The sequence below is a fragment of the Pedobacter cryoconitis genome (assembly GCF_014200605.1).
Lineage (GTDB): Bacteria > Bacteroidota > Bacteroidia > Sphingobacteriales > Sphingobacteriaceae > Pedobacter > Pedobacter cryoconitis_B.
Window position 1 is genome coordinate 99,940 of sequence record NZ_JACHCE010000002.1, and the last position, 26,898, is coordinate 126,837.

General features: G+C 39.5%; 23 protein-coding genes. 11 read left to right on the forward strand and 12 right to left on the reverse strand.

Going from position 1 to position 26,898, the window contains the following annotated elements; all coding sequences use genetic code 11:
* Positions 1-37: 37 nt before the first annotated feature.
* Positions 38-868 carry an N-acetylmuramoyl-L-alanine amidase gene (locus HDE68_RS06485; RefSeq protein ID WP_183880171.1) on the reverse strand — a complete coding sequence of 277 codons (831 nt, stop codon included), beginning with the start codon at positions 866-868 and terminating at the stop codon, positions 38-40.
* Between the two features lie 115 nt (positions 869-983).
* On the opposite strand from HDE68_RS06485, the gene HDE68_RS06490 reads away from it, so the two are divergent.
* Complete coding sequence (locus HDE68_RS06490) at positions 984-2,672, forward strand: dipeptidyl-peptidase 3 family protein (RefSeq protein WP_183880173.1); 1,689 nt, start codon at positions 984-986, stop codon at positions 2,670-2,672.
* A 67-nt stretch (positions 2,673-2,739) separates the two neighbouring features.
* On the opposite strand, the gene HDE68_RS06495 is transcribed toward HDE68_RS06490, so the two are convergent.
* The 8 genes from HDE68_RS06495 to gltX all read right to left on the reverse strand — a co-directional run bounded on the left by HDE68_RS06495 (position 2,740) and on the right by gltX (position 12,179).
* Positions 2,740-3,108, reverse strand: a complete 369-nt coding sequence (locus HDE68_RS06495; protein WP_183880175.1) for a response regulator — start codon at positions 3,106-3,108, stop codon at positions 2,740-2,742.
* A gap of 13 nt (positions 3,109-3,121) precedes the next feature.
* Positions 3,122-3,685, reverse strand: coding sequence for a chemotaxis protein CheB (locus tag HDE68_RS06500; RefSeq protein WP_183880177.1), 564 nt, complete (start codon positions 3,683-3,685; stop codon positions 3,122-3,124).
* Positions 3,685-4,512: a CheR family methyltransferase gene (locus HDE68_RS06505; protein WP_183880179.1), complete on the reverse strand. Its 828-nt coding sequence runs from the start codon at positions 4,510-4,512 to the stop codon at positions 3,685-3,687. Before HDE68_RS06505 ends, HDE68_RS06500 begins: the two co-directional genes overlap by 1 nt.
* Entirely contained in the window at positions 4,513-4,881 is a 369-nt protein-coding gene (locus tag HDE68_RS06510; protein ID WP_183880181.1) for a response regulator, read from the reverse strand.
* A 22-nt stretch (positions 4,882-4,903) separates the two neighbouring features.
* Positions 4,904-8,497 (reverse strand): response regulator, encoded by a 3,594-nt coding sequence (locus tag HDE68_RS06515; protein ID WP_183880183.1) that lies wholly within the window; start codon positions 8,495-8,497, stop codon positions 4,904-4,906.
* A gap of 14 nt (positions 8,498-8,511) precedes the next feature.
* Complete coding sequence (locus HDE68_RS06520) at positions 8,512-9,636, reverse strand: hybrid sensor histidine kinase/response regulator (protein WP_183880185.1); 1,125 nt, start codon at positions 9,634-9,636, stop codon at positions 8,512-8,514.
* A 120-nt stretch (positions 9,637-9,756) separates the two neighbouring features.
* Positions 9,757-10,599: a neutral zinc metallopeptidase gene (locus HDE68_RS06525; protein WP_183880187.1), complete on the reverse strand. Its 843-nt coding sequence runs from the start codon at positions 10,597-10,599 to the stop codon at positions 9,757-9,759.
* A 71-nt stretch (positions 10,600-10,670) separates the two neighbouring features.
* On the reverse strand, positions 10,671-12,179 hold the full coding sequence (gene gltX / locus HDE68_RS06530; protein ID WP_183880189.1) for a glutamate--tRNA ligase: 1,509 nt from the start codon (positions 12,177-12,179) through the stop codon (positions 10,671-10,673).
* An 89-nt stretch (positions 12,180-12,268) separates the two neighbouring features.
* On the opposite strand from gltX, the gene HDE68_RS06535 reads away from it, so the two are divergent.
* The 5 genes from HDE68_RS06535 (at position 12,269) to HDE68_RS06555 (ending at position 15,368) form a co-directional block, all read left to right on the forward strand.
* Positions 12,269-13,516, forward strand: coding sequence for a sensor histidine kinase (locus HDE68_RS06535; protein WP_183880191.1), 1,248 nt, complete (start codon positions 12,269-12,271; stop codon positions 13,514-13,516).
* Entirely contained in the window at positions 13,464-13,967 is a 504-nt protein-coding gene (locus HDE68_RS06540; RefSeq protein WP_183880194.1) for a DinB family protein, read from the forward strand. The genes HDE68_RS06535 and HDE68_RS06540 overlap by 53 nt, the downstream gene beginning before the upstream one ends.
* Positions 13,964-14,389, forward strand: a complete 426-nt coding sequence (locus HDE68_RS06545; RefSeq protein ID WP_183880196.1) for a hotdog fold thioesterase — start codon at positions 13,964-13,966, stop codon at positions 14,387-14,389. Before HDE68_RS06540 ends, HDE68_RS06545 begins: the two co-directional genes overlap by 4 nt.
* Before the next feature lie 12 nt (positions 14,390-14,401).
* On the forward strand, positions 14,402-14,968 hold the full coding sequence (locus HDE68_RS06550; protein WP_183880198.1) for a Crp/Fnr family transcriptional regulator: 567 nt from the start codon (positions 14,402-14,404) through the stop codon (positions 14,966-14,968).
* Positions 14,969-15,038: 70 nt separating this feature from the next.
* Positions 15,039-15,368, forward strand: coding sequence for a DMT family transporter (locus tag HDE68_RS06555; protein WP_183880200.1), 330 nt, complete (start codon positions 15,039-15,041; stop codon positions 15,366-15,368).
* A gap of 61 nt (positions 15,369-15,429) precedes the next feature.
* Here HDE68_RS06555 and HDE68_RS06560 read toward each other — a convergent pair whose 3' ends face one another.
* Positions 15,430-15,990 (reverse strand): DUF2911 domain-containing protein, encoded by a 561-nt coding sequence (locus HDE68_RS06560; protein WP_183880202.1) that lies wholly within the window; start codon positions 15,988-15,990, stop codon positions 15,430-15,432.
* A gap of 33 nt (positions 15,991-16,023) precedes the next feature.
* On the reverse strand, positions 16,024-16,206 hold the full coding sequence (locus HDE68_RS06565) for a hypothetical protein (protein ID WP_068407786.1): 183 nt from the start codon (positions 16,204-16,206) through the stop codon (positions 16,024-16,026).
* A 177-nt stretch (positions 16,207-16,383) separates the two neighbouring features.
* Between HDE68_RS06565 and HDE68_RS06570 the strand changes: the two genes are divergently transcribed.
* The 5 genes from HDE68_RS06570 (at position 16,384) to HDE68_RS06590 (ending at position 23,762) form a co-directional block, all read left to right on the forward strand.
* The gene (locus HDE68_RS06570; RefSeq protein ID WP_183880204.1) at positions 16,384-17,004 is read left to right on the forward strand and encodes a TetR/AcrR family transcriptional regulator; all 621 of its coding nucleotides are present in this window, start codon (positions 16,384-16,386) and stop codon (positions 17,002-17,004) included.
* A gap of 17 nt (positions 17,005-17,021) precedes the next feature.
* The gene (locus HDE68_RS06575) at positions 17,022-18,317 is read left to right on the forward strand and encodes a TolC family protein (RefSeq protein WP_317617688.1); all 1,296 of its coding nucleotides are present in this window, start codon (positions 17,022-17,024) and stop codon (positions 18,315-18,317) included.
* Positions 18,318-18,333: 16 nt separating this feature from the next.
* A complete protein-coding gene (locus HDE68_RS06580; protein ID WP_183880208.1) occupies positions 18,334-19,398 on the forward strand; it encodes an HlyD family secretion protein in 1,065 nt (354 codons plus the stop codon).
* Positions 19,399-19,402: 4 nt separating this feature from the next.
* On the forward strand, positions 19,403-20,950 hold the full coding sequence (locus HDE68_RS06585; protein WP_183880210.1) for a DHA2 family efflux MFS transporter permease subunit: 1,548 nt from the start codon (positions 19,403-19,405) through the stop codon (positions 20,948-20,950).
* A 223-nt stretch (positions 20,951-21,173) separates the two neighbouring features.
* Positions 21,174-23,762, forward strand: coding sequence for a phosphoenolpyruvate carboxylase (locus HDE68_RS06590; RefSeq protein ID WP_183880212.1), 2,589 nt, complete (start codon positions 21,174-21,176; stop codon positions 23,760-23,762).
* A 59-nt stretch (positions 23,763-23,821) separates the two neighbouring features.
* Here HDE68_RS06590 and HDE68_RS06595 read toward each other — a convergent pair whose 3' ends face one another.
* Entirely contained in the window at positions 23,822-26,893 is a 3,072-nt protein-coding gene (locus tag HDE68_RS06595) for an efflux RND transporter permease subunit (RefSeq protein ID WP_183880214.1), read from the reverse strand.
* Positions 26,894-26,898: the final 5 nt, after the last annotated feature.

A 26,898-nucleotide genomic window follows, 5' to 3' on the forward strand; every position in this document is an offset into this window, starting at 1 on the left:
ACAAAGGCCGCATCATTACTGATGCGGCCTTTGTATTTTAATACTTTTTATAAAGGTTAAATAAAATCATCTTATCTCCGTCAGTCAATACAGGACTGATGTCTGTCTGTACAAAGTGGCGCTTAAACGCAACAATTGCTGCTGGCAGATTACTTACATCATAACCGATAATACGCAAGGCAATTGCCGGATCAAATTCTACAGGGGGGATTTGCAGTATAGGATCGTACCACAATCCAAATCCTTTGTCAGCAAGCTGTTTCCATGGAAACTTATTAGGATCCTGCTTACGTTTTGGGGCTATATCCGAATGTCCGATAATATTTGATGTTGGAATATTATACTTTTTCTTCAGGGAAGTCAGCAGAGATAACAGGCTGTTCATCTGTGCATCAGAATATGGTTCATTTCCATTGTTATCCAGCTCAATTCCAAGAGAACAAGAATTTAAATCATATTCATTCCCCCATTTAGCAACTCCAGCATGGTTTGCACGCAGATAATCATTTACCATTTGCACTACTTTACCATCTCTTCCAACAATATAGTGTGCGCTGGTTTGTGTCTCCTTCTTAATAAAAGCTCTGATTGTTCCTTCTGTGGAAGTCATAGCCGTATGATGAATAATAATGAAGTTAGGTTTACGTATACCAAAATTCACAGAGCCAACAAAAGACTGCTGATCAGCTGGCAACGTCTCAATATTCTGGTTAAGCGGAGGCATAGCCGTCAGGATTTCACCAAATTCTTTAGCCTGGCTTTTATAGATCTTATTGGTTGCTGCATATTTATTTGTTGAACAGGCGGCTAGAAAAAGCACAGGCATGCTCAACAGTAAAATATTTTTACTTAGGTGGATTTGTTTCATAACAGGTAATTATAACGGTGAAATTACTAATAATAACATAAATGTATTAGAATACGCTAATCTTTATGCCCGGCTTATTATTTTTCCTAATTTAGTTGCGTTATAAAAAATTACCATGAGCAAAACTACCAAAGCAGCCTTATTTTTAGCAGGATGCTCGATCGTTGCAGGTTTAGGATCCTGTACTAATACATCGGGGACCAAGACGGCTACAACTACTACAGAGAAGCCAAGTGCAGTCAAAGACAGTTTACAGGAATATGTCCACAAAAGACTGGACATTTATGAAACCGTTAAATTAACGACCAACCTGAATGCATTAAGTGCTAATGAGCGCAAAATACTTCCTTTGCTTATTCAAGCGGCACAAATTATGGATGAATTGTTCTGGAAACAAGCCTATCCACAACGTGACAGCCTGATGGCAGGATTGAAAGATGAAAAAACTAAAGAGTTTGTAAGAATAAATTACGGTCCATGGGACAGGCTGAATGGCGATAAACCATTCATAGCTGGTATTGGGGCCAAACCAGAAGGAGCGTCATTTTATCCTGCAGGTATGACTAAAGCAGACCTGGATAAATCTACTTTAAAAGATAAGTTCAACGCATATTCTGTAATTCAAAAAGACTCAGCAGGAAAGCTGGTAAGTGTTCCTTATCACGTTTTATTTGCATCAGAACTACAGAGAGCATCCAGTTTATTAAAACAGGCAGCGCTCATGACTGAGGATACAGGTTTCAAAAAATACCTGAACCTTAGAGCCGATGCGTTAATGAATGATAATTTTACGGCAAGTGATTATGCATGGCTGGATATGAAAACCAATATTCTGGATATCGTTATCGGCCCTATTGAGAATTACGAAGATAAAATGTTTAATGCACGTACTTCTTATGAAGCCTATGTTTTAGTCAAAGACAAAGTTTGGAGTAAACGTCTGGCAAAATATGTAAGTATGTTACCAGAATTACAAAAAGGATTACCTGTTGCAGAAAAATATAAAAAAGAAAAACCAGGTACAGATTCAGAATTAAACGCTTATGATGTAGTTTATTATGCTGGAGATTGTAATGCAGGATCAAAAACAATAGCTGTTAATTTACCGAATGATGAGGTTATCCAACAGAAAAAAGGTACACGCAGATCACAATTGAAAAATGCAATGAAAGCTAAATTCGATAAGATTTTAGTACCTATTGCAGCAGAACTGATCGATAAAGATCAGCAGCAGTATATAAATTTTGATGCTTTTTTTGCAAATGTTATGTTTCATGAAGTAGCACACGGCCTGGGTATCAAAAATACGGTTAACGGCAAAGGTTTTGTAAAAGAAGCCCTTAAAGAACAATCTGGCTGGCTGGAAGAAGGGAAAGCAGATATCCTGGGGCTTTATATGGTCACAGGCTTATTGAAAAAAGGTGAGCTGACAGGTGATATTAAGACCTATTACACCACCTTTATGGCCGGCTTGCTTCGTTCAGTAAGATTTGGTGCTTCAAGTGCCCATGGTAAAGCAAATATGCAATGCTTTAACTTCTTCAAAGAGAAAGGTGCATTCGTAAGAACAGCAAACGGAACTTACAAAGTAGATTTCGCGAAATTCCAGACCGCGATGAATGAGCTGAGCAATGTGATCCTTACCTTACAGGGAAATGGAGACAGAGCTGCAGTAGAAAAAGTACAAAAAACTTATGCAGTAATCAGCCCTGAGTTACAGGCAGATTTAGAGAGGCTGAGTAAAAAAGGAATTCCGGTTGATATTATCTTTGAACAGGGAGTTGACGTACTAGGCGTAAAATAAATCCTGATTATATCAAAAGCCCTCGTCATATGTAATAACTATGACGAGGGCTTTTTGATTAAATATTTTAAGCGGGAAGGTGTTTCAGTATAATATTTTCAAGTTCCTGAATATCGAAGGGTTTCGATAAATAGCCATCTGCGCCAGCTTGCTCTGCAAGGGACATGACATCATTATTTGCAGAAAAATAGATAACTGGTATATTTTTAAGCTTTTCATCACTTTTTAGCGCTCTGGTGGCATCAATACCACCTACGTCAGGTAACCAGTTATCCATAAAAATAATATCCGGTATATAAGCCATAACCTGATCTATGATATTATTTGAAGTAGAAGAGGTTTTGATCTCATAACCTGCATCCTCCAAAATAAAGGTACATAGTTCAAGGATGTCAGTGTTATCATCAAAAATGAATACTTTTTTTTGTTCGGCCATTTAACAGTGTAGATTAGGACAACAAATTTATGAATTCCGCCATATCTTCAATGCGTAAAGTGTAATCTATTTTAGCATGTATAGAAGCTTGTTGCGGCATATAGGAAACTTGTGCTGTTGCAGGGTCCTGAATTGCTGTAATTCCACCCCATGCTTTTGCACTAATCAGGCCATTTACCCCATCAGAATTAGATCCTGACAGCAATAAACAGACTAATTTGTCCTGGTAAACTTCGGCGGCTGTTTGAAAGGTAGCATCAATTGCAGGCCGCGAGTAATTTATTTTCTCTGAATAATCAAGAGAGAAACTTTTGTCTTTTTCAATAAGTGTATGATAATCTGAAGGTGCAACGTAAATTGTTCCGGCTAAAATGGGCTCTTTTTCATCAATTTCTTTAACGATCAGTCCCGTTTTTCCCGAGAGCAGTTCAGGTAGCAGTGAATCCGCGCCATGTTTTCTGTGAACAACGATAATAATAGGAAAACTAAGTGTATAGTCAAGCCCTGGCAATACCTTTAAAAGTACATCCAGGCTTCCGGCAGAGCCTCCTATGATTAAAGCGTCACATTTTTCCATCAGCTTATCTTCCTCCAGATTTTTTCTGCAGGAATCCTTTTATAATTTTTAGAAAGGGGAGAAAAATCAAGAGTCTCCTTACTTCCTAAGGCAAGATAACCTAATCCTTCCAGGCTTTCATCAAAAAGGCCCAAAACCTTATGCTGAAGATCTCTGTCAAAGTAAATCAGCACATTACGGCATAAAATAAGTTGAAATTCATTAAAAGAATGATCTGATACCAGATTATGTGTAGAAAAAATGATCTTGCTTTTTAACTCATCACTAAATTTCGCCAGAGAATAATTTGCTGTATAATAACTTGAAAAATCTTTTGTCCCTCCGGATAGAATATAGTTTTCCGAATACTGTTTCATCTGGCTCATTGCAAACATGCTCTGTGCCGCCTTCTCCAATACAACAGGGTTTAAATCTGTCGCATAGATCAAAGACTTATGCAATAGATTCAATTCTTTCAGAATAATTGAAATAGAATAAGCTTCTTCACCTGTCGAACAGCCAGCCAGCCAGATCCTGATAAAAGGATACGTACCCAGATTAGGAAGGACAACATCTCTCAACGTTTTAAAGAAACCCGGATCCCTGAACATCTCAGTCACATTTACAGTAATCTGCTCAACAAATCTCTTAAAATAAAAGTTATCATTGTTTATTTTGTACCGGAACTCAGCAAAGCTTACCTGCTTATCCAGTGAATATAACCTCAATATTCTTCTTTTAATAGAAGCTTTGGAATACCCTGTAAAATCGTACCCGTAATTTTCCAGCAGGTCTGCCAGCAAAACTTCGATTTGCTCATCAGTAATCACACATAATTCCTGGCTCATTTAAATATATTTAGCTAATAAAGCTGTTAAACTGTCTACATTAATAGGTTTTGACACATAGCCAACAGCACCTGCATTCAGACAGCGTTCTTTATCCCCAAGCATCGCCTGCGCTGTAACAGCAATCACTGGAATATCTTTTAATTCCGGATCTTTGCCCATAATAGCCATCGCTTCATATCCATCCATTCCCGGCATCATCATGTCCATTAATACCACAGCAATATCTTTTTGTTCTTCGAGCAGCTGCAGCCCTTCTTCTCCCCCAATCGCCGAAAGACACTGATAACCTTTTGATTTTAATACTGCCTTTAATGCAAAGATATTCCGGTTATCGTCATCTATAATTAATATTCTCTTCTTTTCCATACCTTAATACAGGGTGGTTTTTTTAATTTTTATCATAAAGCCATACACGCAATAAAGAAATCAACTGATCTACATCAACCGGTTTGGAGATGTAATCAGATGCACCTGCGGCTATGCATTTTTCCCTATCCCCCATCATTGCTTTCGCAGTAACAGCCAAAACAGGTAGATGTTTAAACGCATTTATTTTTCTGATTTCCTTTGTACTCTCATATCCGTCCATCTCCGGCATCATCATATCCATGAGCACAATATCTACAGAAGGATTATCTTTAAGCAAAGACAGAGCCTCTTTTCCGTCCGTAGCAGCCAATACTTTCATCTTATGCTGCTCAAGGGCTTTGGTCAGTGAAAAAATATTCCTGACATCATCATCAGCAATCAATACCGTCTTATTATGCAGCACCTCATACAGTCCGCCTAAAGTCTCTTTCGCTTTTTTAGTTTTGCTTTCTATAGATTTTTCTTCCACTAAATGCAGGAAAAGTCCCGCTTCATCCAGAATACGCTGATAAGAATGTGCTGTCTTTACCACAATAGAGTCTGCATACTGCTTGATCCTTCGTTCTTCGCCCTGCGAGAGATTCTTACCTGTAAAAATAATGATCGGAAGATTCTCCAGTCCATGACTCTTTTTAATCGTTTCAAGCGTCAGATAAGCATTTTTATCAGGAATACCCATATCCAGAATCACACAGTCAACTTCTTTGCGGTGAAGCGCATCAACGCTTTGCACCACATTATTGACTACCTCTGTTTGTATATCATGGTTACTTAAGAAATAACTAAGTGCCTTAGCATGCTGCTCATTTTCTTCAACAATCAGTACCTTTTTAGGATGACGGCTTAAAGCATGTTCCAGCTTTTGAAAAATCTGCTGCATATGTTCCAGCGCAATCGGCTTATTGATAAAATCTACCGCCCCTTTCAGCAAACTTTCTTTCTTCACTTCGAGTGAAGACATAATATGTACAGGAATAGGTCTTGTTGCCGGATTCGCTTTCAGTTCTTCCATAACCTGCCAGCCATCTTTTACCGGAAGCTGAATATCAAGCAAAATTGCCAGCGGTTTATAATGATTAGCCAGATCAATTCCAATATCACCTCTTACAGCAACTACCCCTTTATAATTGCGTTTCCGTGTAAAGTTTAATAATGCTTTGGCAAACGCAGTATCATCTTCAATAATCAGAATGATTTTGTCGCCCTTAACAATATTTGCCCGGTCATCTTCAATTTCCTGTGGGATATGATCTACAGTGAACCGTTCTGGTAATCTGGACTCTTCTGTTTCAATTTCCGAAATATCGGTATAGTCATAAGCTGCGTTAATTTCTTCTTCCAGCTCAGCAGCAATACCATCGACTGGCAGGGTCAGGATGAAAGTACTGCCTGCATTTTCTGCACTGTTCAGTTCTATTTCACCACCTAACAACTTGGCCAGTTCACGGCTGATAGAAAGTCCTAGCCCTGTACCGCCAAATTTCCTTCTTGTTGAACCATCTGCCTGCTGAAAGGCTTCAAATACCAGGCCTTGTTTAGCTATAGGAATGCCAATACCAGTATCTGTTACCTTGAAAATCATAGCATTATTAGCCAGATCTCCTTTAATGTTTAAGATTACACTTCCTTTAGCAGTAAACTTAATTGCATTGGACAATAAGTTCTTTAAGATCTGCTCCAGACGCATTTTATCCGTATGGAGTTTTAAGCCCTCTTCTTCCATTTCGATCCTGAACTCCAGGTTTTTATTTTTTGCTATCGGATTGAATAAAGAACGCATATCTGATGAGACTTCAGTTAAGCTGATATCAGCCAGCTCGAGTTTCATTTTCCCTGCCTCTATCTTGGACAGGTCCAGAATCTCATCTATCAGTCCTAATAACCCCTGTCCGGAACTTTGAATCACCTCAGCATACTCAATATATTCAGGATCAAGTTCTTCATTATCAGACATCAATTTAGAAAGTAATAAAATAGAATTTAAAGGTGTCCTTAACTCATGGGACATATTTGCCAGGAACTCTGATTTATACTTCGTACTTTGTTCCAGTTGTTCTGATTTCTGCTGAATCTCCACATTATGTTCATGGATCATCTGATTTTTTTCTTCCAGTAAAGTAGTTCTTTCTTCTAACTCCTGGTTACTTTGTAAAAGCTCTTCCTGCTGTACACGAAGCTCTTCTTCTGAAGTCTGGATCTTTTGCGTTTGTGCTTCGAGTTCAGCATTTAACCCTTCCAGCTCACTATGCTGTGCCTGTAATTCTTCTGCCTGCGCCTGTGTCTCTTCCAGAAAATCCTGTAATCTTTTACGGTTTTGAGCCACATGAACAGCAACACCAATATTTGCCGATATATTATTAAAAAAGTCTAATTGTAATTGGCTAAATGTATTTAAAGAGCCAAACTCCATTACTCCTACAATGACCTTATCTCTGACAATAGGTATAGCTACAATATTTTTAGGTTTAGTATTTCCGGCAGCATAGCTAATAGTCAGCTCACCATCAGGAATATCGTTTAACAGCAACTGTTTACCCGATTTTAATGCTTGTCCGACCAGTCCCTCGCCTTGTTTCAGCGTATCTCTGCGCTGATCTGCAGTAAGGGCATAACTTCCTCTCAAATGAAGCAGGCGGTCCTCTTCCAGGATATAAAATGCAGCTATCTGAGCATCAGTATGCTGGATTATATTCTCCAGAATGTCATTAGCCAGCATATCTACACTTTTTTCCCCTACCATTTTATCATTCAGGCTGGCAATCCCGGATTGCAGCCATTCTTTGTCAGCCAGTAAGGAGAACGAATACTGTAAAGATTCTGCCATTGAATTTAAGGAGACTGCTAAGCGGCCTAAACCATCTTCTGATAGTTCATCCAGTCTGATCAGATAATTTCCGCTAGAAATCTGAGCCGCTATTTCCTGAATTACACGGATCCTTCGGTCAACTTCTTTATTAGTCTCTTCTAATTCCTCCTGTAATTTAAGTCTGGCATCAAAATCAGTTGATACTCTGCGGTAAAAAAATATGGTAATTAAAATAGCAAGAAATGCCGCTAGAATGATTAAAACCGGAGTGAAATCAGCTAGTTTACTTTGGCTGGCTGTACGTGTAACCAACAAAGCCTGTTCCTCGGTCTGCATGGTTTTGATGACTTTCCTTGCATTGTCCATATAGGCTTTGCCAGTCAGCAGATCCCCGATACTTACAGACCCCCCTTTTCTCTTAATTGCGATAGTTTTTTCAAGAATTACCAGACGACCTTCTACAATTTCTTTCAGCTTATTGATATTAACCTGCTGGGCAGGATTATCGGTAGTTTGACGCTGTAAAGTATCCAGTAAAGCGACAGCTTCTGCCCTGGCCCCGTTATAGGGCTCAAGAAATACTTCTTCCCCTGTTAACAGAAACCCTCTTTGACCGGTCTCTGCATCTTTGAGCGTTGATATAACGCTATCCGTATGCCTGATAATTGAGTTACTATGAGAAACCAGTTCTGAGTTTTTAATCAGGTTCCTGATACTTATATAAGAAGCTAATGAGCTGATAAAAAGCAATAACAAAGATAACCCTAATCCAAAACGCAGGTTATTTTTTAATGTTTTCTTGATCATAAAAAGGGATATTTTTAAGCTGTTTCAGTTGTTGAAATAAGAGGAATATTGAAATAAAATTCAGATCCCTCTCCTAAAGTACTATTTACACCCACAGTTCCTCCGTGTCTTTCAATAATTTCGGCTGATATATATAAGCCAATCCCAAGACCCTGGAAATGAATAGAGGTTTCTTCGACACGATAAAATTTGTCAAAGACATTTTTTTGCTGTTCTGGCTGGATTCCTATTCCAAAATCTCTGACGGCTACAGTTACACGGTCACCTTCAACTGTCACACTGATATGAACCTCAGTTGTCCCGGGCGCATATTTAATCGCATTGGTCAGAAAATTTACCACCACCTGTTCAATCCGCATTTCATCAGCATAAATATCTGAGGGAACATGGCCAGATTTTTTAATTGTAAATTCAGGATTAGATTGATGAATAACTTCTAATATACCATCCAGAAGCGTATTTAAATTGAAGTATTTTTTATTAAACTTTAATTTACCACTTTCAATTTTAGAGATATCAAGCAAATCAGCAATCAAATCGTTCAGTTTATCTAATTGCAGCTGCGCCTTCTTTAAATGTTTTTTTACCGTTGGAATATCACCTTTATCAACACTTCTTTCCAATAATTGCACATATCCTTTGACACTCGTTAACGGAGTTTTTAATTCATGACTGGCAATACTGATAAATTCATCCTTTTTCCGCTCAGCCCTTTTCCTGAACTCTATTTCTTCGAGCAGCGTTTTCTGGATTTCTATTAACTTTCTGCTTTGTTCATAAATCCGGTAAAAGGTTTTTACTTTCAGCAGTAGTATATTGATATCTACAGGTTTAGTGATATAATCAAGACCTCCCGAAGAATAACCTTTAGTGATAAAACTTAATTCTGTATTTGCAGCCGATAAGAATATGATTGCTGTTTCTTTAGCCTTACTGTATCCAGCGATTGCTTCTGCAACCTCAAACCCATCCATCCCTGGCATCTGAACATCCAATATAATCAATACATAGGCCGTTTTAAGCACTTTTTTCAATGCCTCTTCACCTGAGGAAGCTGTATCGACTTCAAAGTTGTGTCTTTCGAGAACCTTTTTTAGAGAAATTAAATTCTCTGGAGTATCGTCTACAATTAGGATCATTATAATGAATAAATAATACTTCAACTATCTCACTATCAAACATGACAGCTTTCAAAACTTTCGTAAATTAGAGAATTTATTTTGTTTAAATTATACCCGTAATAAAATTGTGGCTTTATCTTAAAGCCTGGTGCTACTAAAAGTATCGCCCTGGTTAATATCACCAGTGTCAAAACCTTTTTTGAACCAATAAACCCTTTGTGCCGAAGTTCCATGCGTAAAAGCATCAGGGACTACCTGTCCACTGGATTGTTTCTGCAAATTGTCATCTCCAATAGCATTAGCAGCAGTTAATGCCTCTTCCAGATCTCCCGGATCCATCTCAAAATCCTTTAGCTTTCGTGCATGATTAGCCCATAGGCCTGCCAGAAAATCAGCCTGCAGTTCCAGTTTTACAGAAAGCTTATTATATTCAGTTTTAGATAAAGAGCTACGCGCACGCTCAACTTTTTCAGATATTCCTAATAGATTTTGTACGTGATGCCCTACTTCATGCGCTACGACATAGGCCTGTGCAAAATCCCCTGCAGCTCCAAAACGATCTTTCAGTTCTGTATAAAAACTCAGATCGATATACACTTTACGATCAGCCGGGCAGTAAAATGGACCAACAGCAGATTCAGCGAAACCACAGGCCGAAGGCGTACTTCCTGTAAAGACATATAATTTAGGATGTACATAGGTTTTACCCATTTTGCTGAATTCCTCATCCCAAATCTGTTCCGTGGATTCCAGTACACCACTGACAAATTTCAGTTCAGGATCATTATTTGAACCTTTTTTAACTTCAGCCTGGTTAGTTTCACCCAAAGGTAATTGCGAAACCAGTCCGGTAAGGTCAGTGCCAAAAAACAAGCCTGCAATAATTATAATCAGGCCAATACCACCACCCAACATAGTTTTACCTCCAGAGAGGCCTCTTGCGTCTTCTACATTATCACTGCCCTTACCGAACCATTTCATATTTTTTCCGTTAATCAGTTATAACAAATATTTAGTCCAATTGTTGTATTGAAATTAATTAAAATTCCAGGCTACGCAAAAGCAGCAAGAGCTGCTAAAATCCGTTTTTTTGTATCTTCAGCTCCTAGCGTTACTGCAATATCAAAAACACCGGGACCAAATTTTCCGCCTACCAGCATAATCCGGAATGGCAGCATTAATTCTCCAGGTTTCAGGTTATGTTCAACAGCTAAAGCTTTGAATTTTTCTTCCAGTTCCACAGCACCCGGCCCATCTTCAAGCAGCGCTATATAAGACTTAAAGAATGCATCTTTTTCAGCGTTCCATTTACTTTGTACCGCAGGCAGATCATATACTGCAGGCGCAGTAAAGAAATATTCACTCTGAGCAACAAAATCAGTAAGCAGATTACATCTGTCTTTAATCAGGTCAATGACCTTTAAAGTGAACTGATCGTCTGCTAAAATGACTCCTTTCGCTGCATATTCCTGTTTAACAATATCCAGCAGCCCATTGGCATCCGTTTGTTTGATCCATTCATGGTTATACCATTTAGCCTTTTCAAAGTCGAATTTGGCACCGGCTTTACTGATTCTCTCTACAGAAAACTTTTCAATCAGCCCGGCCATAGTGAATAGTTCCTGATCAGTTCCATCATTCCAACCCAGCATCGCAAGCAGGTTTACAAAAGCCTCAGGCATAAAGCCAAGTTCTTTGAAACCTTTAGTCATATCTCCCGTTTTAGGATCTGTCCAGTTTTGCGCATAAACCGGGAAGCCTAAACGGTCTCCATCACGTTTACTTAATTTACCATTTCCATCTGGTTTTAAAATCAATGGTAAATGTGCCCATCCCGGCATTTCATCTTCCCAGCCCAGGCATTTCCATAATAAAATATGAACCGGTGCTGATGGCAGCCATTCTTCACCTCTAAAAATGTGACTGATTTCCATTGCTCTGTCATCTGCTACTACTGCAAGGTGATAAGTAGGCATACCGTCTGCTTTTAAAAGCACTTTATCATCTACAAGATTGGTTTCAAAAGTAACCAGTCCACGAATCATATCTACAAAAGACACCTGTTCATCGGCCGGCATTTTGATGCGGACCACATGCGGTGTATTATTTTTCAAAAGTTCATTAACCTCTTCCTCAGAAAGCGTCAGAGAGTTTCTCATACCCATTCTCGAAGAGAGGCCATAAAGAAAATTAGGGATTTCTTTACGTTTAGCATCTAACTCTTCAGGAGTATCAAAGGCATAATAGGCAAATCCATCAGCAATCAGCTGTTCAGCATACTGTTTATATGTTGATTTACGTTCACTTTGACGATAAGGTTCAAACTGTCCGCCAAGCTGCGGGCTTTCATCAGGATGAATGCCACACCAGGCCAGGCAGGATACAATATATTCCTCTGCTCCGGCAACAAAACGCGTCTGATCCGTATCTTCAACACGCAATACAAACGTGCCATTATGTTTTTTGGCGAATAAATAATTAAATAAAGCCGTGCGTACACCGCCTAAATGAAGGCCCCCTGTCGGACTGGGCGCAAATCTTACTCTAACTTTCTTTTCCATATTATGAATCACAAAGATATATTTTTTAAACGCTTACCGTTCTATTGATGTCTTTTTGAATGCTATTTTGTATTTTGCCTCCATATTCTATGAATCCTTACGAAAAAAAGCGCCGCTGGAAGTTCTTCCTCCTAATTTTTGCGATTGTAATTGGAACCGCATCGGTGTTCTACAGTGACTTTTTCGTTAAGAAAATGGAACGGGAAGAACAAGTTCAGTTTCAGCTCTATGTCAAAGTAACCGAACAATCCCTGGTCATGTACGACGATGATCGTTTTACCGATCTGATCGAAACGATCACCAAAAACACCAAACTCCCGGTAATTATGACCGATGGAGATGGATTAATTAATTCATATCAGGGTCTGGACTCCGCGAAAACAAATTACGGTGTCGAGAAACAGTACAAAAAAACATACGATCCCGCCTATTTCGAAAGAGAGCTGAAGCAAATGAAATTACAGCACCCAGGTACACCAATCATTGGTTTAGATGGCAAAATATGGCATATTTATCACAAAGACTCTTTTATCCTGACACAGCTTCGGTATTTCCCCTTTATACAACTGGGTGTAATCGGTCTGTTTTTACTGACCGCATATGTAGCATTTAGTTCAGCAAGGCGATCTGAGCAAGATCAGGTCTGGGTCGGAATGGCTAAAGAAACTGCCCACCAGCTCGGTACCCCAATCTCTTCATTAATGGCCTGGATAGAGTTGATGAAATCCCGTTTCAATGCAGAAGATGACCCGCTGATTGCTGAAATGGAAAATGACCTCAAAAGACTAGAGGTGATTACGGACCGTTTTTCTAAAATCGGCTCTAAGCCTGTACTTGAAGATCATGTTGTTTATTCTGTTATTGATAACTTTATTCAGTATTTCAAATTAAGAACTTCAGATAAAGTTGTTTTCAGCATTACTGGTGACGATCAGGTACGTGCGATGCTGAATATACCCCTTTTTGACTGGGTAACAGAAAATCTGCTCAAGAATGCAGCCAATGCCATTGAAAATGAAGGCCATATCACCGTTAATATCATCGAACATTTAGCCAAAGAAGAAGTATACATAGACGTCACAGATACAGGAAAAGGTATTCCGAGGTCTAAATTTGACGCTGTTTTCCAGCCAGGTTATACCACCCGTAAAAGAGGCTGGGGATTAGGGCTTTCCTTAACCAAACGTATTGTAGAAAATTACCATAGCGGCCAGATCTTTGTCAAAGACTCCGAATTAGGCAAAGGCACCACATTTCGCATCATCCTAAAAAGCAGTATAAAGTATGAACCGACCTCAACCAAACGAATACCCGGCATGGGCATTGACTTACATTGAAAAAGTTAATAGCGATGTTATTGAGTTATTAGAGCGCCAGGCAGATGAATTCCCCGATTTTATCAGCACGCTGACAGCAAAAGCAGATTATGCTTATGCAGCCGGTAAATGGACGCTTAAAGAAATGTCAGGACATATCATTGATACGGAAAGAATTCTGGTTTACCGTTTAACCTGTTTTGCCCGCCTGGAACAAACGGCATTACCTGGTTTTGAGGAGGATGACTATGTGGCCCATGCACATTTTGCAGATCGTGAGCTGACCAGCTTTGCTGAAGAATTCAGGTTATTGAGAAAAGCCAACCTCTACTTATTTAAATCACTCCATGAACAGGATTTAAAACGCAGTGGAACAGCCTCAGAAAGACAAATTTCAGTTCGTGCATTGCTTTATGTAATTGCCGGGCACCTCATGCACCATACACAAATTATTAACGAAAGGTATTTATGATCTGGTTTACAGAATTTACTCCGCAGCAGCTTAACGACAGACCTAAAAATCATTTGGGCGGTCTTCTGGATATTCAATTTACCGAAATCGGCGAAGACTCCGTTACGGCTACCATGCCTGTAGATGAGCGTACACATCAGCCTGCGGGCATATTACATGGCGGAGCATCTGTAGTACTGGCAGAAACACTTGGCAGCATAGCCTCTTTTATGTGTATAGATCCAGTATTATATCAGGCCGTTGGTCTTGAAATCAATGCCAATCATTTACGCCCGGTTAAAAGCGGAAAAGTCACCGGCATTTGTAAGTCTCTGCATAAAGGCGCAAAAACGCATGTATGGGAGATCAAAATTTATGATGACAGAGGAAAAATGAATTGTGTGAGCCGCTTGACAGTCGCAATCATTCCTAAAATAAAATAATTAATTCAGGTCTTGCAAAACACTCTTGAAACTATAAAAAGCATTTACCCTTTAAAGGAGGTGCATTTACAGCTCTTATTACAAGAATTAAAAGCTGTAGAACTACCAAAAAACCATGTAATCATTATGGCAGGTAAGGTAGAACGGTCTTTATATTTTATAGAGCAGGGCGTGGCACGCGCTTATGTGGAGGGCCGCGATAACAGGATAACTTTCTGGTTTGGCATGGAGGGCGATATTATTCTTTCCTATCACAGCTATATCAATAATACCCCCGGTTATGAAAATATAGACCTGCTGGAAAACTGTAAGCTTTATGAGCTGAAGACTGAGATACTTGAAACTTTATATAATTCACATACAGAACTGGCCAACTGGGGCAGGAAACTGGCAGAGCTCATCCTGATTAAAACTGAAGAATCTTATATTGGAAGGTTATTTAAACCCGCTAAAGAACGATATATAGATCTTTTACAGACAGACCCTTTATTGATCCAGCGTATACCCTTAGGTTATATTGCCTCTTATTTAGGGGTTACACAAGTTACCTTAAGCAGGATAAGAGCAGAGATCAAATAAGTTCATTTTTTAACATTTGTAAAAAGCCAGCCGGGCTTTACGCTTTATTTTTGCGTCAAATTATTAAATTATGAACTGGATTATTTTGATTATCGCAGGTTTATTCGAAGTCGGTTTTACGACTAGCCTTAAACTTTCCAATAACTTCTCTAACCTGAAGTGGAGTATAGCCTTCTTAGCCTGTATTACCTTAAGTTTTTTCTTTTTAAATAAAGCGACCCAGACTTTACCCATGGGTACTGCTTATGCAGTATGGACAGGTATAGGCGCTGTTGGGACCGTAATCGTAGGGATCCTTTACTTTGACGAACCAGCAAATTTCTGGCGTATCTTTTTTATCGCCACGCTGATCGGGTCTATCCTGGGTTTAAAATTCTTTGCTGGCAGTGCAGCACATTAAACAAAAAAAGAGTGAAACCAGATGGCTTCACTCTTTTTTTATCCCCGGTTAAGAGGAAGAATTATTTAATCGTTACTGGCACTTCAACCGAAGTTTTGTCCCATCCGATAATCAGATTAGCTCCTGATGCATTCGGTGTAAAAGTAATCGCTAAAGCCTCAACAGTTGTCGTTAATGGCTTAACCGGTACAGTTACTCTGGCTACATCTTTAGTCTCATCATAGGTATATGCGCCCCAGCGGTCAGTCTGTTTATTAATAATCACTACCCATTTATCCTGTTCAGGAATAGCAAATAAGCTATAAGCACCAGCAGGGATAGTTTTTCCACCAATAACAACTGGTTTAAAAAATCTTATCTCTGTGCTTTCATTGGCACCAACTCTCCATACTTGTCCAAAAGGTTCCAGTTTTCCAAAGATTTCACGGCCTTTTACTGAAGGTCTTGAATAAATTACTTTGATCAACGGCGCAGAATCCTGCCCTTTTTTCACCTTAGTCGTATTTAAGGGGAAATAAGCAATATCTGCCGGACTAGTATCTAAACCCGGGAATTTTACTTCCTGAGCATTAACAGTAAAAGCAAATAATGCCATTACAATAAACAGATTGAGCTTCTTCATTGGATTATAATTAATTTTTAATAATCAGGTCGATTAGTATTTACGTCCTTTTACGATTGAACCCAGGAAAACTGCTCCCATAATCAATCCTAAAACACCACCGAATAGTGACCATAGGAAACTACCAGAAATAACTGCTGCAGTAGCGATACCACATACCAGGCCTAAAACCGAATAAACCCAATCAAAACTTTTATTATTTTCTTCTTTAATCATTGCTAAAATATTGATGATCCAAAGGTATTGATTTATTTCAAATAAGAAAGAATTCAGGGCTTTATCAAAAATAATGATATAAATATATTGTCAATTTTTTGTAATTTGTGATTAGAATCACTAATCTTATATCAATTCAATCGATCGATTGATTAATTTTGTCCCATCAAATCACAAATGGAAAAGCCAGACAAAAGAACCAGCATTCTAATCGCTGCTCAAAACCTGTTTTCTGAGATGGGATACGAAGGAACTTCCACCCGCCAGATTGCTAAAGAATCAGGGGCAAATATGTCCATGATCAATTACTACTTCGGATCTAAAGAAGGTGTGTTTCTTGAAGTTATCAATGAAAGAATTAAAGGTTTCAAAGCACAACTCGATAGTATTCAGGAAGATCGTATTCTACCCCTGGAAAAATTAGTCAAAGTAATTGAAGGATACACCCAAAGAATTATGTCAGATATTCCTTTACATAAAATGATGCTTAGAGAAATCTCCCTGGCACAGCGCCCTGAGATGTGTCTTAAATTAAAAGATGCGATGTCAGGAAATATGCAGGTCATTGAAAACATCATTGAGAATGGAATTGCAGAAGGGGCCTTCAAACCCATAGATATCCGGATGCTGATCGCAACCATTATGGGTACGATAACCAGTGTAGCTACAATGCCGTCAAAAATCACAGAAGGATCTATTTTAGACATTAACATCCCAAAAGACAAAGAAATTTTAACCGACCGTTTAATCGCACATCTGAAAGACTTGGTCACCACCTATTTAACACCCCAGAAATGATACACAAAACAATTAAAATGAGTTGCTTCGCTCTCTTGCTGCCAGGCATGCTCTATGCACAGAATGTAAAGAAACTGACGCTGCAGGAGGCGATTCAGTTAGGGATACAAAACAGCAAAAACCTTAAGCTTTCTCAGAATAAAATTGAAGAAGCAATGGCAAAGCTGGATGTCACCAAAGACAACTCACTCCCGACCGCTAAAGCAAGCGTTATGTATAATCATGCAGAGATCCCGGCCAATCAATTGGTTCTGGATGGCGGTAGTCCTATATTTTTACCTAAACGCGCAGATGCCTTTGTAGGTACAGCCTCAGTTCAGCAACTGGTTTATGGTGGCGGTAAACTGAAGTATGCCAGACAAAGCACCAAATTATTAGCTGATGTTGCCCGTCTTGATGCAGATAAAAATCAGGAAGAAGTAACTTATGCAGTTATCGACACCTATTATTCACTGTATAAAGTAGCACAAAGTAAAAAGGTTGTTAACCAGAATTTAGCTTCTATAGCAAGTCAGCTGAAACAATCTCAACGCTTCTTCGAGCAGGGTATTGTCACTAAAAACGACGTTTTAAGATTCCAGTTACAGCAGGCCAATATTACATTGACTGACCTGGATATTGAAAGCAACCGTAAGATTATCAACTATAACCTTGATATTCTTTTAGGCTTACCGGAAGACACAGAAATTGATATCACTGATCCTTCAGATGGTCAGAAAGAAGTGGCTCCACTAAACACCTATATTGACCAGGCTTTATCTTACCGTCAGGAACTAAGAGGATTGGACCTGCAAAATAAGGTTGCTGAACTTGACATCAAGTCCGTTAAAGCAAATGCTTCTCCAACCTTCGGTATCGGCGCTGATGTATATTATATCAACCCTAACGGTAGCTTACTGCCTAAATCACATGATTATATCCTGCCTATGACGGCGAGCGCTACACTTTCATGGAATATTGGAACCTTATGGACCAATAAACATAAAGTAACCGAGGCAAGAGTACAGCAAAGAAGCATCGTTCTGCAGAAAGATATCCAGTCTGATAACGTAAAAACTGAAATCAACAGAAACTACCAGACCTATCAGGTTGCGAAGAACAAAATCAAGGTATTGGAAACTTCTATTGATCAGGCAACTGAAAATGATAGATTACTGGAATCAAAATACAAAAACAACGTCGCATCTGCTATTGACAGAATTGATGCCGAAACACTTTTATACCAGGCAAAAATCAATCTGGAGTTAGCAAAAGCTGACGCAGGTCTGGCTTACTATACTTTATTAAAATCAACAGGAAAAATTTCTCAATAATATAATCCATCTAGAAATGACAACAGAATCGACAACGGAACAGACAATTGAACCAAAAAAGAAAAGTAAAATTGTCCCTATAATATTAACAGTACTGCTTATTGCAGGTGCCATCTTTGGCGCAAAAGAATACATGTACTACAGAAACCATGTAGATACCGATGATGCACAGATAGACGGTGATATCAGTCCGGTAGTTGCCCGCGTAGGTGGTTATGTAAATGAAATCAAATTTGAAGAAAACACCAAAGTTACTGAAGGCCAGATCCTGGTTACTTTAGATGACAGAGACTATAAAGTTAAATTAGAACAAGCAATGGCTGGCCAGAAAGGTGCAGATGCCGGCGTTGGTGTTTCACAATCTCAAATCGTAGCTACTTCTGCCAACACAGGAACAGCTAAAGCAAATATTGAGTCTGCTAAAGTAAAATTATGGCAGGCACAAAAAGATTTTGACCGTTACGCTAATTTGATTAAAGACGGATCAATTACTCAGCAGCAATTTGACCAGGCTAAAGCAACCAGAGATGTTGCCCAGGCTACTTACAACGCAGCTAAAGACGAATATACTGTGGCCCTTAAACAAATCGGTACTACAAAATCACAGCTTGCAGTAAGCAGCAATGGTGTATCTCAGCGTCAGTCGGATGTTGACTTTGCTAAATTGCAGTTATCCTACACTGAAATCAAAGCTCCTGCAACAGGGATCGTTTCTAAGAAAAGTATTCAAAAAGGACAGTTGATTCAGGCAGGACAGTCTTTATTCTCTATCGTGAATGAAAACAGCCTTTATGTAACTGCAAATTTCAAAGAGACACAATTACAGGATATCCGTGCCGGTTTAAAAGTTGAGGTTGAAGTTGACGCTTTCCCTGATCAGAAAATAGAAGCAGAAGTTTATAACTTCTCTCCTGTTACAGGTGCTAAAGGTTCATTGCTTCCTCCTGATAATGCAACAGGTAACTTCGTTAAAGTTGTTCAGCGTATCCCTGTTAAGATTAAACTTAAAGCCTCAAAAGAAATACTCGAAAAACTACGTCCGGGTATGAGTGTGAAAGTTTCTGTAACTACAAAAGACTAAGAAAATGGCCGAATATGGTTTAAAAAAATGGATAATCACGTTTACAGTGATCACAGCCTCCTTACTGGAGCTGATTGATACCACTATTGTAAACGTGGCTTTACCACAGATTCAGGGTAACCTGGGTGCAACCCTCGAGGATGTAGCCTGGTTATCAACCGGATATGCCGTTGCGAACGTAATTGTCCTGCCCATGTCGGGCTGGCTTGGAAGTCGTTTCGGGCGTAAAAATTATTTTCTTACTTCCATAATTGTCTTCACTATAGCCTCTTTTCTTTGCGGTAACGCAACTTCACTGGGAGAATTGGTCTTGTTCCGTATTTTACAGGGTATTGCCGGAGGTGGTTTAATTTCCACAGCTCAGGCTATTCTGATAGAAACCTGGCCACGTGAAGATATTGGTATTGCTACTGCATTATTTGGATTAGGTGCAGTAGTAGGCCCTACAGTGGGCCCTACTATTGGAGGTTATATTTTGGACATCAGTTCGTGGCCGTGGATATTTTATGTAAATATTCCCGTCGGAATACTCGCCGCCTACTGTACCATAACCTATATAAAGGCGACTCCGAAGGACGGGCAGGGTCTACCTGTCGACTGGTGGGGTATCGCATTACTGGCTATTGCAGTAGGTAGTTTACAAACCGTATTAGAAAAAGGAGAAAGTGAAGATTGGTTCGCCACTCCTTATATTGTTGCTTTATCAATTGCTGCGGTATTAGGCCTTCTTTTATTTATATGGAGAGAAATGTCAACAGACCACCCGATTGTAAACTTCAAGATCCTGCGTCACAGAAGTTTCTCTATCGGTCTGGTCACCTCATTTATTCTGGGTTTCGGGCTTTACGGATCAGTATTCGTATTCCCTGTATTCTGTCAGAATCTATTAGGTTTCTCTGCCCTGCAAACCGGAGAACTATTATTCCCGGGTGGACTTTGTACCATTGCAATGATGCCTTTTATAGGTATATTCCTTAAGAAAGGGATTCCAGCGCAATTTATGGCAACCATAGGAATGTTCCTTTTCTTTGTTTTCTGTAATATGCTGAGTAAATCAACCCTTTCATCAGGAACAGGTGATTTCTTCCTGCCACTGGTTATCAGAGGTATCGGTATGGCTTTATTGTTTGTTCCGTTAACAACATTAGCTATACAGGACCTTAAAGGTGCAGAAATTGGTCAGGGTTCAGGATTGAACAACATGATGAGACAGTTAGGCGGATCATTTGGTATCGCAGCCTTAACTACCTTAATCCATACCCGTCAGGGCTTCCACAGAAGCAGCCTGCTGGCTAATGTGAATGACTATAATCCAGCATTCACAGACAGGATGAATGCCTTTATACATAATTTTATGTCCAAAGGATACAGCATGTTTGATGCGAAAATCATGGCAATCAAAGCGATTGACGGTACAGTAACCAAACAAGCCTTACTGTTAACTTACAGTGATGCCTATTGGCTGGTAGGGCTCGTTCTATTATGCTCTATTCCACTGCTTTACCTGCAGAAATTCAAAAAGAATGTCGACATCCCCGTTGATGTTCACTAAAATAAAAACAGGCTGTCCTTTTGAGACAGCCTGTTTCATTTTACAAAAAAATACAATGTCGCTACACACAACGAATGCTTATACTTTTAAAAGAGTTAAAAAACCTTAATGAAAGCAATTTATAGTATTTGTAATTAAAAAGCAAAATAAATTTATTAACATTATCTATAGATCTTCCCGTCATTATTCCGTAGCTTAAGCTCCCAAAAAGAAACCTTTTGTTATGACGCAGAAACTAAGAGTTACAGGCCAAAGAGAGTCCATTTTTAACAACGAAGTTGTCTCCCGATTTGAACTTTACAACAGCCTGTTCCTAACCCTCCCATTTTATAAAATCAAGGATACCGGCACACTATTGCCCCTTTTTATTAAACATTGTGAAGACGGAGTGAGAAATCTCAAGACTCCTGCCGAAATCATTAAGACCTTTTTTGAGCGGTATACCCAAACCACAGATTCCAAAGACATTATCGACTTATTGTTCCGTTTTATTCAATATATTGAGCGTCAGGTTGTATTATTTGACGCTGTCGAAGATGCTTCTTTTACTAAATTAAATACAACCGAAGACCATAGTTCACTAAGATCTATGTTGAAAAAAAGCGAATTTAATGCTGAGCTTCATGAAAAAATAGAAAAACTGATCGAAGATTTTTCTCTTCGCCTGGTATTAACCGCCCATCCCACACAGTTTTATCCGGGCAGTGTACTTTCTATTATTAACGATCTTACTGCAGCGATAAAGATCAACGATATTGTCTCCATTAATCAGCTTTTACAGCAATTAGGCAAGACCCCGTTTTTCAATAAAAAATCTCCGACACCGGTCGATGAAGCATTGAGCTTAACCTGGTACCTGGAGAACGTTTTTTACTTCGCTGCTGCCAATATACAGTCAGAAATAGACAATAGTCTGGAAGAATTTAATATCCCTTCAAAAAAGGTAATAGAACTTGGTTTCTGGCCGGGCGGAGACAGAGATGGAAATCCTAATGTACATGCAGATGACACCATTCAGGTTTCAAAAATGCTGCGTCAGATATTATTCCGCTGTTATTACAGAGATTTTAGAAACCTGAAACGAAGAATCACCTTCAGAGGGGTAGAAGAAACCGTTTACAAAGTACAGGATGTACTTTATAAAAATGCATTTGATACTAATATTGAAGCAGAGAATATTTCAGAATTTCTGATTGAAAACCTGAACCAGATTAAAGATACACTCATTGAATTCCATGACGGGTTATTTGCAGACCTGGTAGATGATTTATTGCGTAAAGTTGAGCTTTTCGGTTCTCACTTTGCCTCTCTGGACATCAGACAGGACAGCAGGGTTTTACGTAATGTACATGCCTATTGCAGACAATTCAAGCCAATTATTTCCCTTTTCCCTGAAAACTATGATGAATTAAGTGAGGATGAGAAAATAGAACAGCTATCCTTTAAAACTGCAAAAGTAAATTACCCGGGAGATGCAGACTCATTAACTAAGGATACGCTGCAGACTATTGCCGAAATCAAACAAATACAGCATGAAAACGGAGAACTTGCCTGTCACCGCTATATTATCAGTAATTGCCAGCAGGCCAGCGATGTGCTTCAGCTAATGGAATTATTTTTATGGAACGGATGGGACGAGAAAAATCTGACTATAGATTTCGTTCCGCTTTTTGAAACCGTAAGTGATCTGGAAGGTGCTTCACAAATTATGGAGCGTTTATACACGCATCCATTTTACAAGAAACACCTGGAAAGCAGAGGCAACAAACAGGATATTATGCTCGGTTTCTCTGACAGCACCAAAGATGGCGGCTATTTAATGGCCAACTGGTCTATTTTTAACGCCAAGGTAGCCTTAACTACGACATCGGTGGCACATAATATTCAATTAGCATTTTTTGACGGCCGTGGCGGCCCGCCATCAAGAGGAGGAGGTAAAACCCACCGTTTTTATGCTTCTATGGGTAAAGAGATCGCTAACAAAAATATTCAGCTGACTATCCAGGGACAAACCATCAGTTCACAATATGGTTCTATTGACAGTGCCGAATTTAACATGGAGCAGCTGATTAATGCAGGTATTTCGTCCGGGCTGAAAGAAAAGCACAATATTTTACTCGATTCACCGCATAAGGATATCTTAAATGTAATGGCAAAAGACAGCTTTGAAGCCTTTGTTGCCTTACGTAAACATCCATTGTTCTTAAATTACCTGGAACGCTTCTCTCCGTTGAGTTTATTATCTAAAATCACGATCAGCAGCAGGCCGGTTAAAAGAAGTTCAGGAGAAAAACTACGTCTCGAAGATTTAAGGGCCATTAGTTTTGTAACTGCCTGGGGACAGTTAAAACAGAATATCCCTGGTTTCTATGGAATAGGAACTGCTTTAAAGAACCAGGAAGCAGCCGGCAACTGGGAGGAAATCCGCCGTACCTATCAGGAATCCGGTTATTTCAAAACCATTATAGACAATGGTATGATGTCAATGAGCAAAACTGATTTCTCTATCACCGCACATTTTGCCAATGATCCTGAGTTTGGTGATTTCTGGAAAATGCTGCGCGATGAATATGAAAGATCAAAAGAAATGCTGTTAAAATTAGCCGGTCATACTACACTGATGGAAAACTATCCTGTCGAAAAAAGATCTATTGCAGTAAGAGAGAAAATCGTTCTTCCTTTAGTTCTGATTCAGCATTTCGCTTTAGAAAAGCTGCAGCATGAGCTCAAAGACGAAGAACATCAGTCTTACGAGAAATTAGCCATAAGAACTGTTTACGGAATTGTAAATGCAGGCAGAAACTCTGCTTAATTAATTTTGTAATTAACAAAAAAAGGAGGCCACCTTATATGGGGCCTCCTTTTTCATTGCTATACTTTTTCTTCATTCAGATTTTCTTCAACCACTATAACCGGAGGTATCAGTTCATAAATAATCGGGGTAACAATTCTTGACAGTAAAGTAGAACTGATCAGTCCGCCAATTAAAACAATCGCTAAAGGTGCAATCAATGGATTAGTGGAGATTGCAATAGGAATTAACCCACCTATTGCTGTCAGAGAAGTCAATACAATAGGTAAAAATCTCACCTCACCAGCTTCGCGTATAGCGTCCTGCAAACTCTTGCCCTGCTTTCTCAGCTGATTAGTGAAATCTACCAGCAGAATCGTGTTTTTCACCTCTATCCCTGCCAGTGCAATTAAACCAATAATAGCCACAAAAGACAATGAATTACCGGTAACCCATAAAGCTACCGCAGCCCCTACCACCCCCAAAGGAATCACCGATAACACAATCAGCGTACTCTTAAAGGTCTTAAATAACAGGATCAGCACAGCAATGAACAAGAATACAGTCACCAGAATAATGCTTAAAAACCCGCCAAATGAATTATTTTTCGATTCCACTTCTCCTCCCATCTCATAGCTATAACCTGCCGGCAAGTGGAACTTATCCATTTTCAGCACCACATCATCGATCACACGGTTGACCAAAAATCCATCCTGAACATTTGCCTGCACAGATACCACTCTTTTCTTTTCCTGGTGATTAATCACCGCCTGCGAAGCTTCCAGTTTCAAATCAGCCACCTGGTTCATTGGCAAAGCAGTTCCTTTGGCATTATCTACGTACAAATTACGGAAAGCATCCATTCCGGGCCTGCCCTCTTTAGTACGGGTTAACAATACCCCATATCCATTTTTATTATCATTGTTATAAAAAACGCCCATATTCAAACCTGTCACAGCTAGCCTTGCTGTCTGATCAATATTGATAGTCGATACTCCCAATAACTGTGCTTTTTCCTTATTCACAACCACGCGGATGTCACTTTTAAGCAAAGAAACCGGGTTCCGGACATACATAGTTCCCGGAGCCTCTTTCAATAGCTTTTCTACTTTGATAGAAAGTGAGCGCAGGGTATCCAGGTTATCTCCAAAAAGACGCACCTCTATCGGCGCTACCACCGGCGGTCCCTGTTCAAAATTCTTCACCTCAACCTTTGCCCCCGGATAATGTGCCCAGCGCTGCTGTAATTTTTTAATCAGCTTTAGCTTTTCATCAGGCGAAGTATGCTCATCAAGCTGTACAAATAGCTGAGCAAAATCACTCCGGTCATTTTCAGGGATTACATTGTAGTAAATACGGGGATTTCCCTTACCCACATTAGAAGAATAGTATTTCACGTCATGCTCTTTCTTCAATTCTTTCTCAATTGCCCTTGCCACAGTATCGGTATAAGACAGATTAGACTGATTAGGTGTAGTAATATTCACCAGGAACTGAGGTTTTTCGGAAGCAGGGAATAAACTGAATCCAATCATTTTAAAAAGGAATACAGACCCCGCAAACAGTACTACAGCTATCGAAATAGTCAAAATAGGTCTTTGCAGTGCTTTATCCAATAAACGGGCATAACTTCCATGGATCAGCTTTTTCAGACCACGCATCAGCATATTCCCTTCTGGATTGCCTACATGTGTTTTCAATAAACGGCTCGATAAAAAAGGAATGATTGTTAAAGAAACCAGCATAGAAGCCATCACAGAGAAAATAACTGCCAGCGGTAATGACCTGATAAAATCACCCGATCCTTCTGGTAAAAATACCAGTGGCATAAAAGCAATAATCAATGTAATTGTACAGCCTACTACAGCCATACCAATCTGTTTTGTAGCTTTTAAAGTAGCTTCCAGACGGCTATGCCCTTCCAGCATCCAGCGTTCAATGTTTTCGACGACAACAATACTATCATCCACCAACAGCCCCAATGCGACCACCAGCCCCACAATACTGAGCTGATTGAGGTTAAAACCAAACAATTGCAGCAATACAATCCCAATGGCCAGCGAAAGCGGTATAGAAATCATCACTATAATAGCCGGGCGCATTCCCAAAGGCAATAGCGTTACCGCAACCAATAAAATCGCAATGATAAAATCATGTCCCAGGCCGGATAACCTTCTGTTCACATTATCAGCCTGATCAAAATTCTGAACCAGATCTATATTTGCAGGTAAAGTCTTTTTAAAACCCTCCAGCACCAGCTGATAATTCTTCTGCGTTTTACTGATATTCTCTCCTTCTTTCTGTGCAGCAGTCACAAACAAACACCTGTGTCCGTTTAACCGGGTAATGTGTTTATCCTCTTCATAACCATAATAAACCTTAGCGATATTCTTTAAGATTATATTTTTCCCACCCGCGGCATAAACGATCGTATTCTGAACAGCATCTAAAGTCCGGTATTCATTGGTTACAATGTTAAAAGTCTGATGCGCAGCGTCAATACTGCCGCCCGGTATACTCGCCATTTCACTTTGAAGGCTATTTTTCACCGCACTAACCGGCAGGTTCATCTGTGCCATTTTTTCCAGATCCAGTTCTATACGGACCTGTTGTCTTGGCAAACCAAAAATGGATACTTTTTTCAATGCAGCCACTTTTTCCAGTTCATCCTGTAGTTTTTCCGCATAATACTGCATCCGGCTGCGCGGCGCATTCTCAGAAACCAAAGCTACCTGCAGGACATTCACATCCGAGGGCTGCTGCTTTTGCACTTCAATACTATAAATATCTGCCGGCAACTCGCTTCTTTTGCTATTCACCTCTCTTACAATCTCCTGGTATTTACCCTCTACACTAGAGCTGTATTTATATTCTACCCTCAGCACAGCCACACCATTAGAGATATTTGTCCGGATTCTTTTAATATCATCCAATCCGGATATCGTTTTCTCCAGCGGCGTAACCACCCGGTCTTCTATATCCCTTGGACTGGTCCCTGGATACACAATAATTATAGAAAAGGCAGGTGCATGCATTTCAGGGTCCTCAGACCTGGGCATACTTAACATCGTGGTTATTCCCAATACAATAATCATCAGGAAAATAACCAGTGTAAACTGGCTGTTTTTTACAGCATAATCTGATATTTTCATTTCTT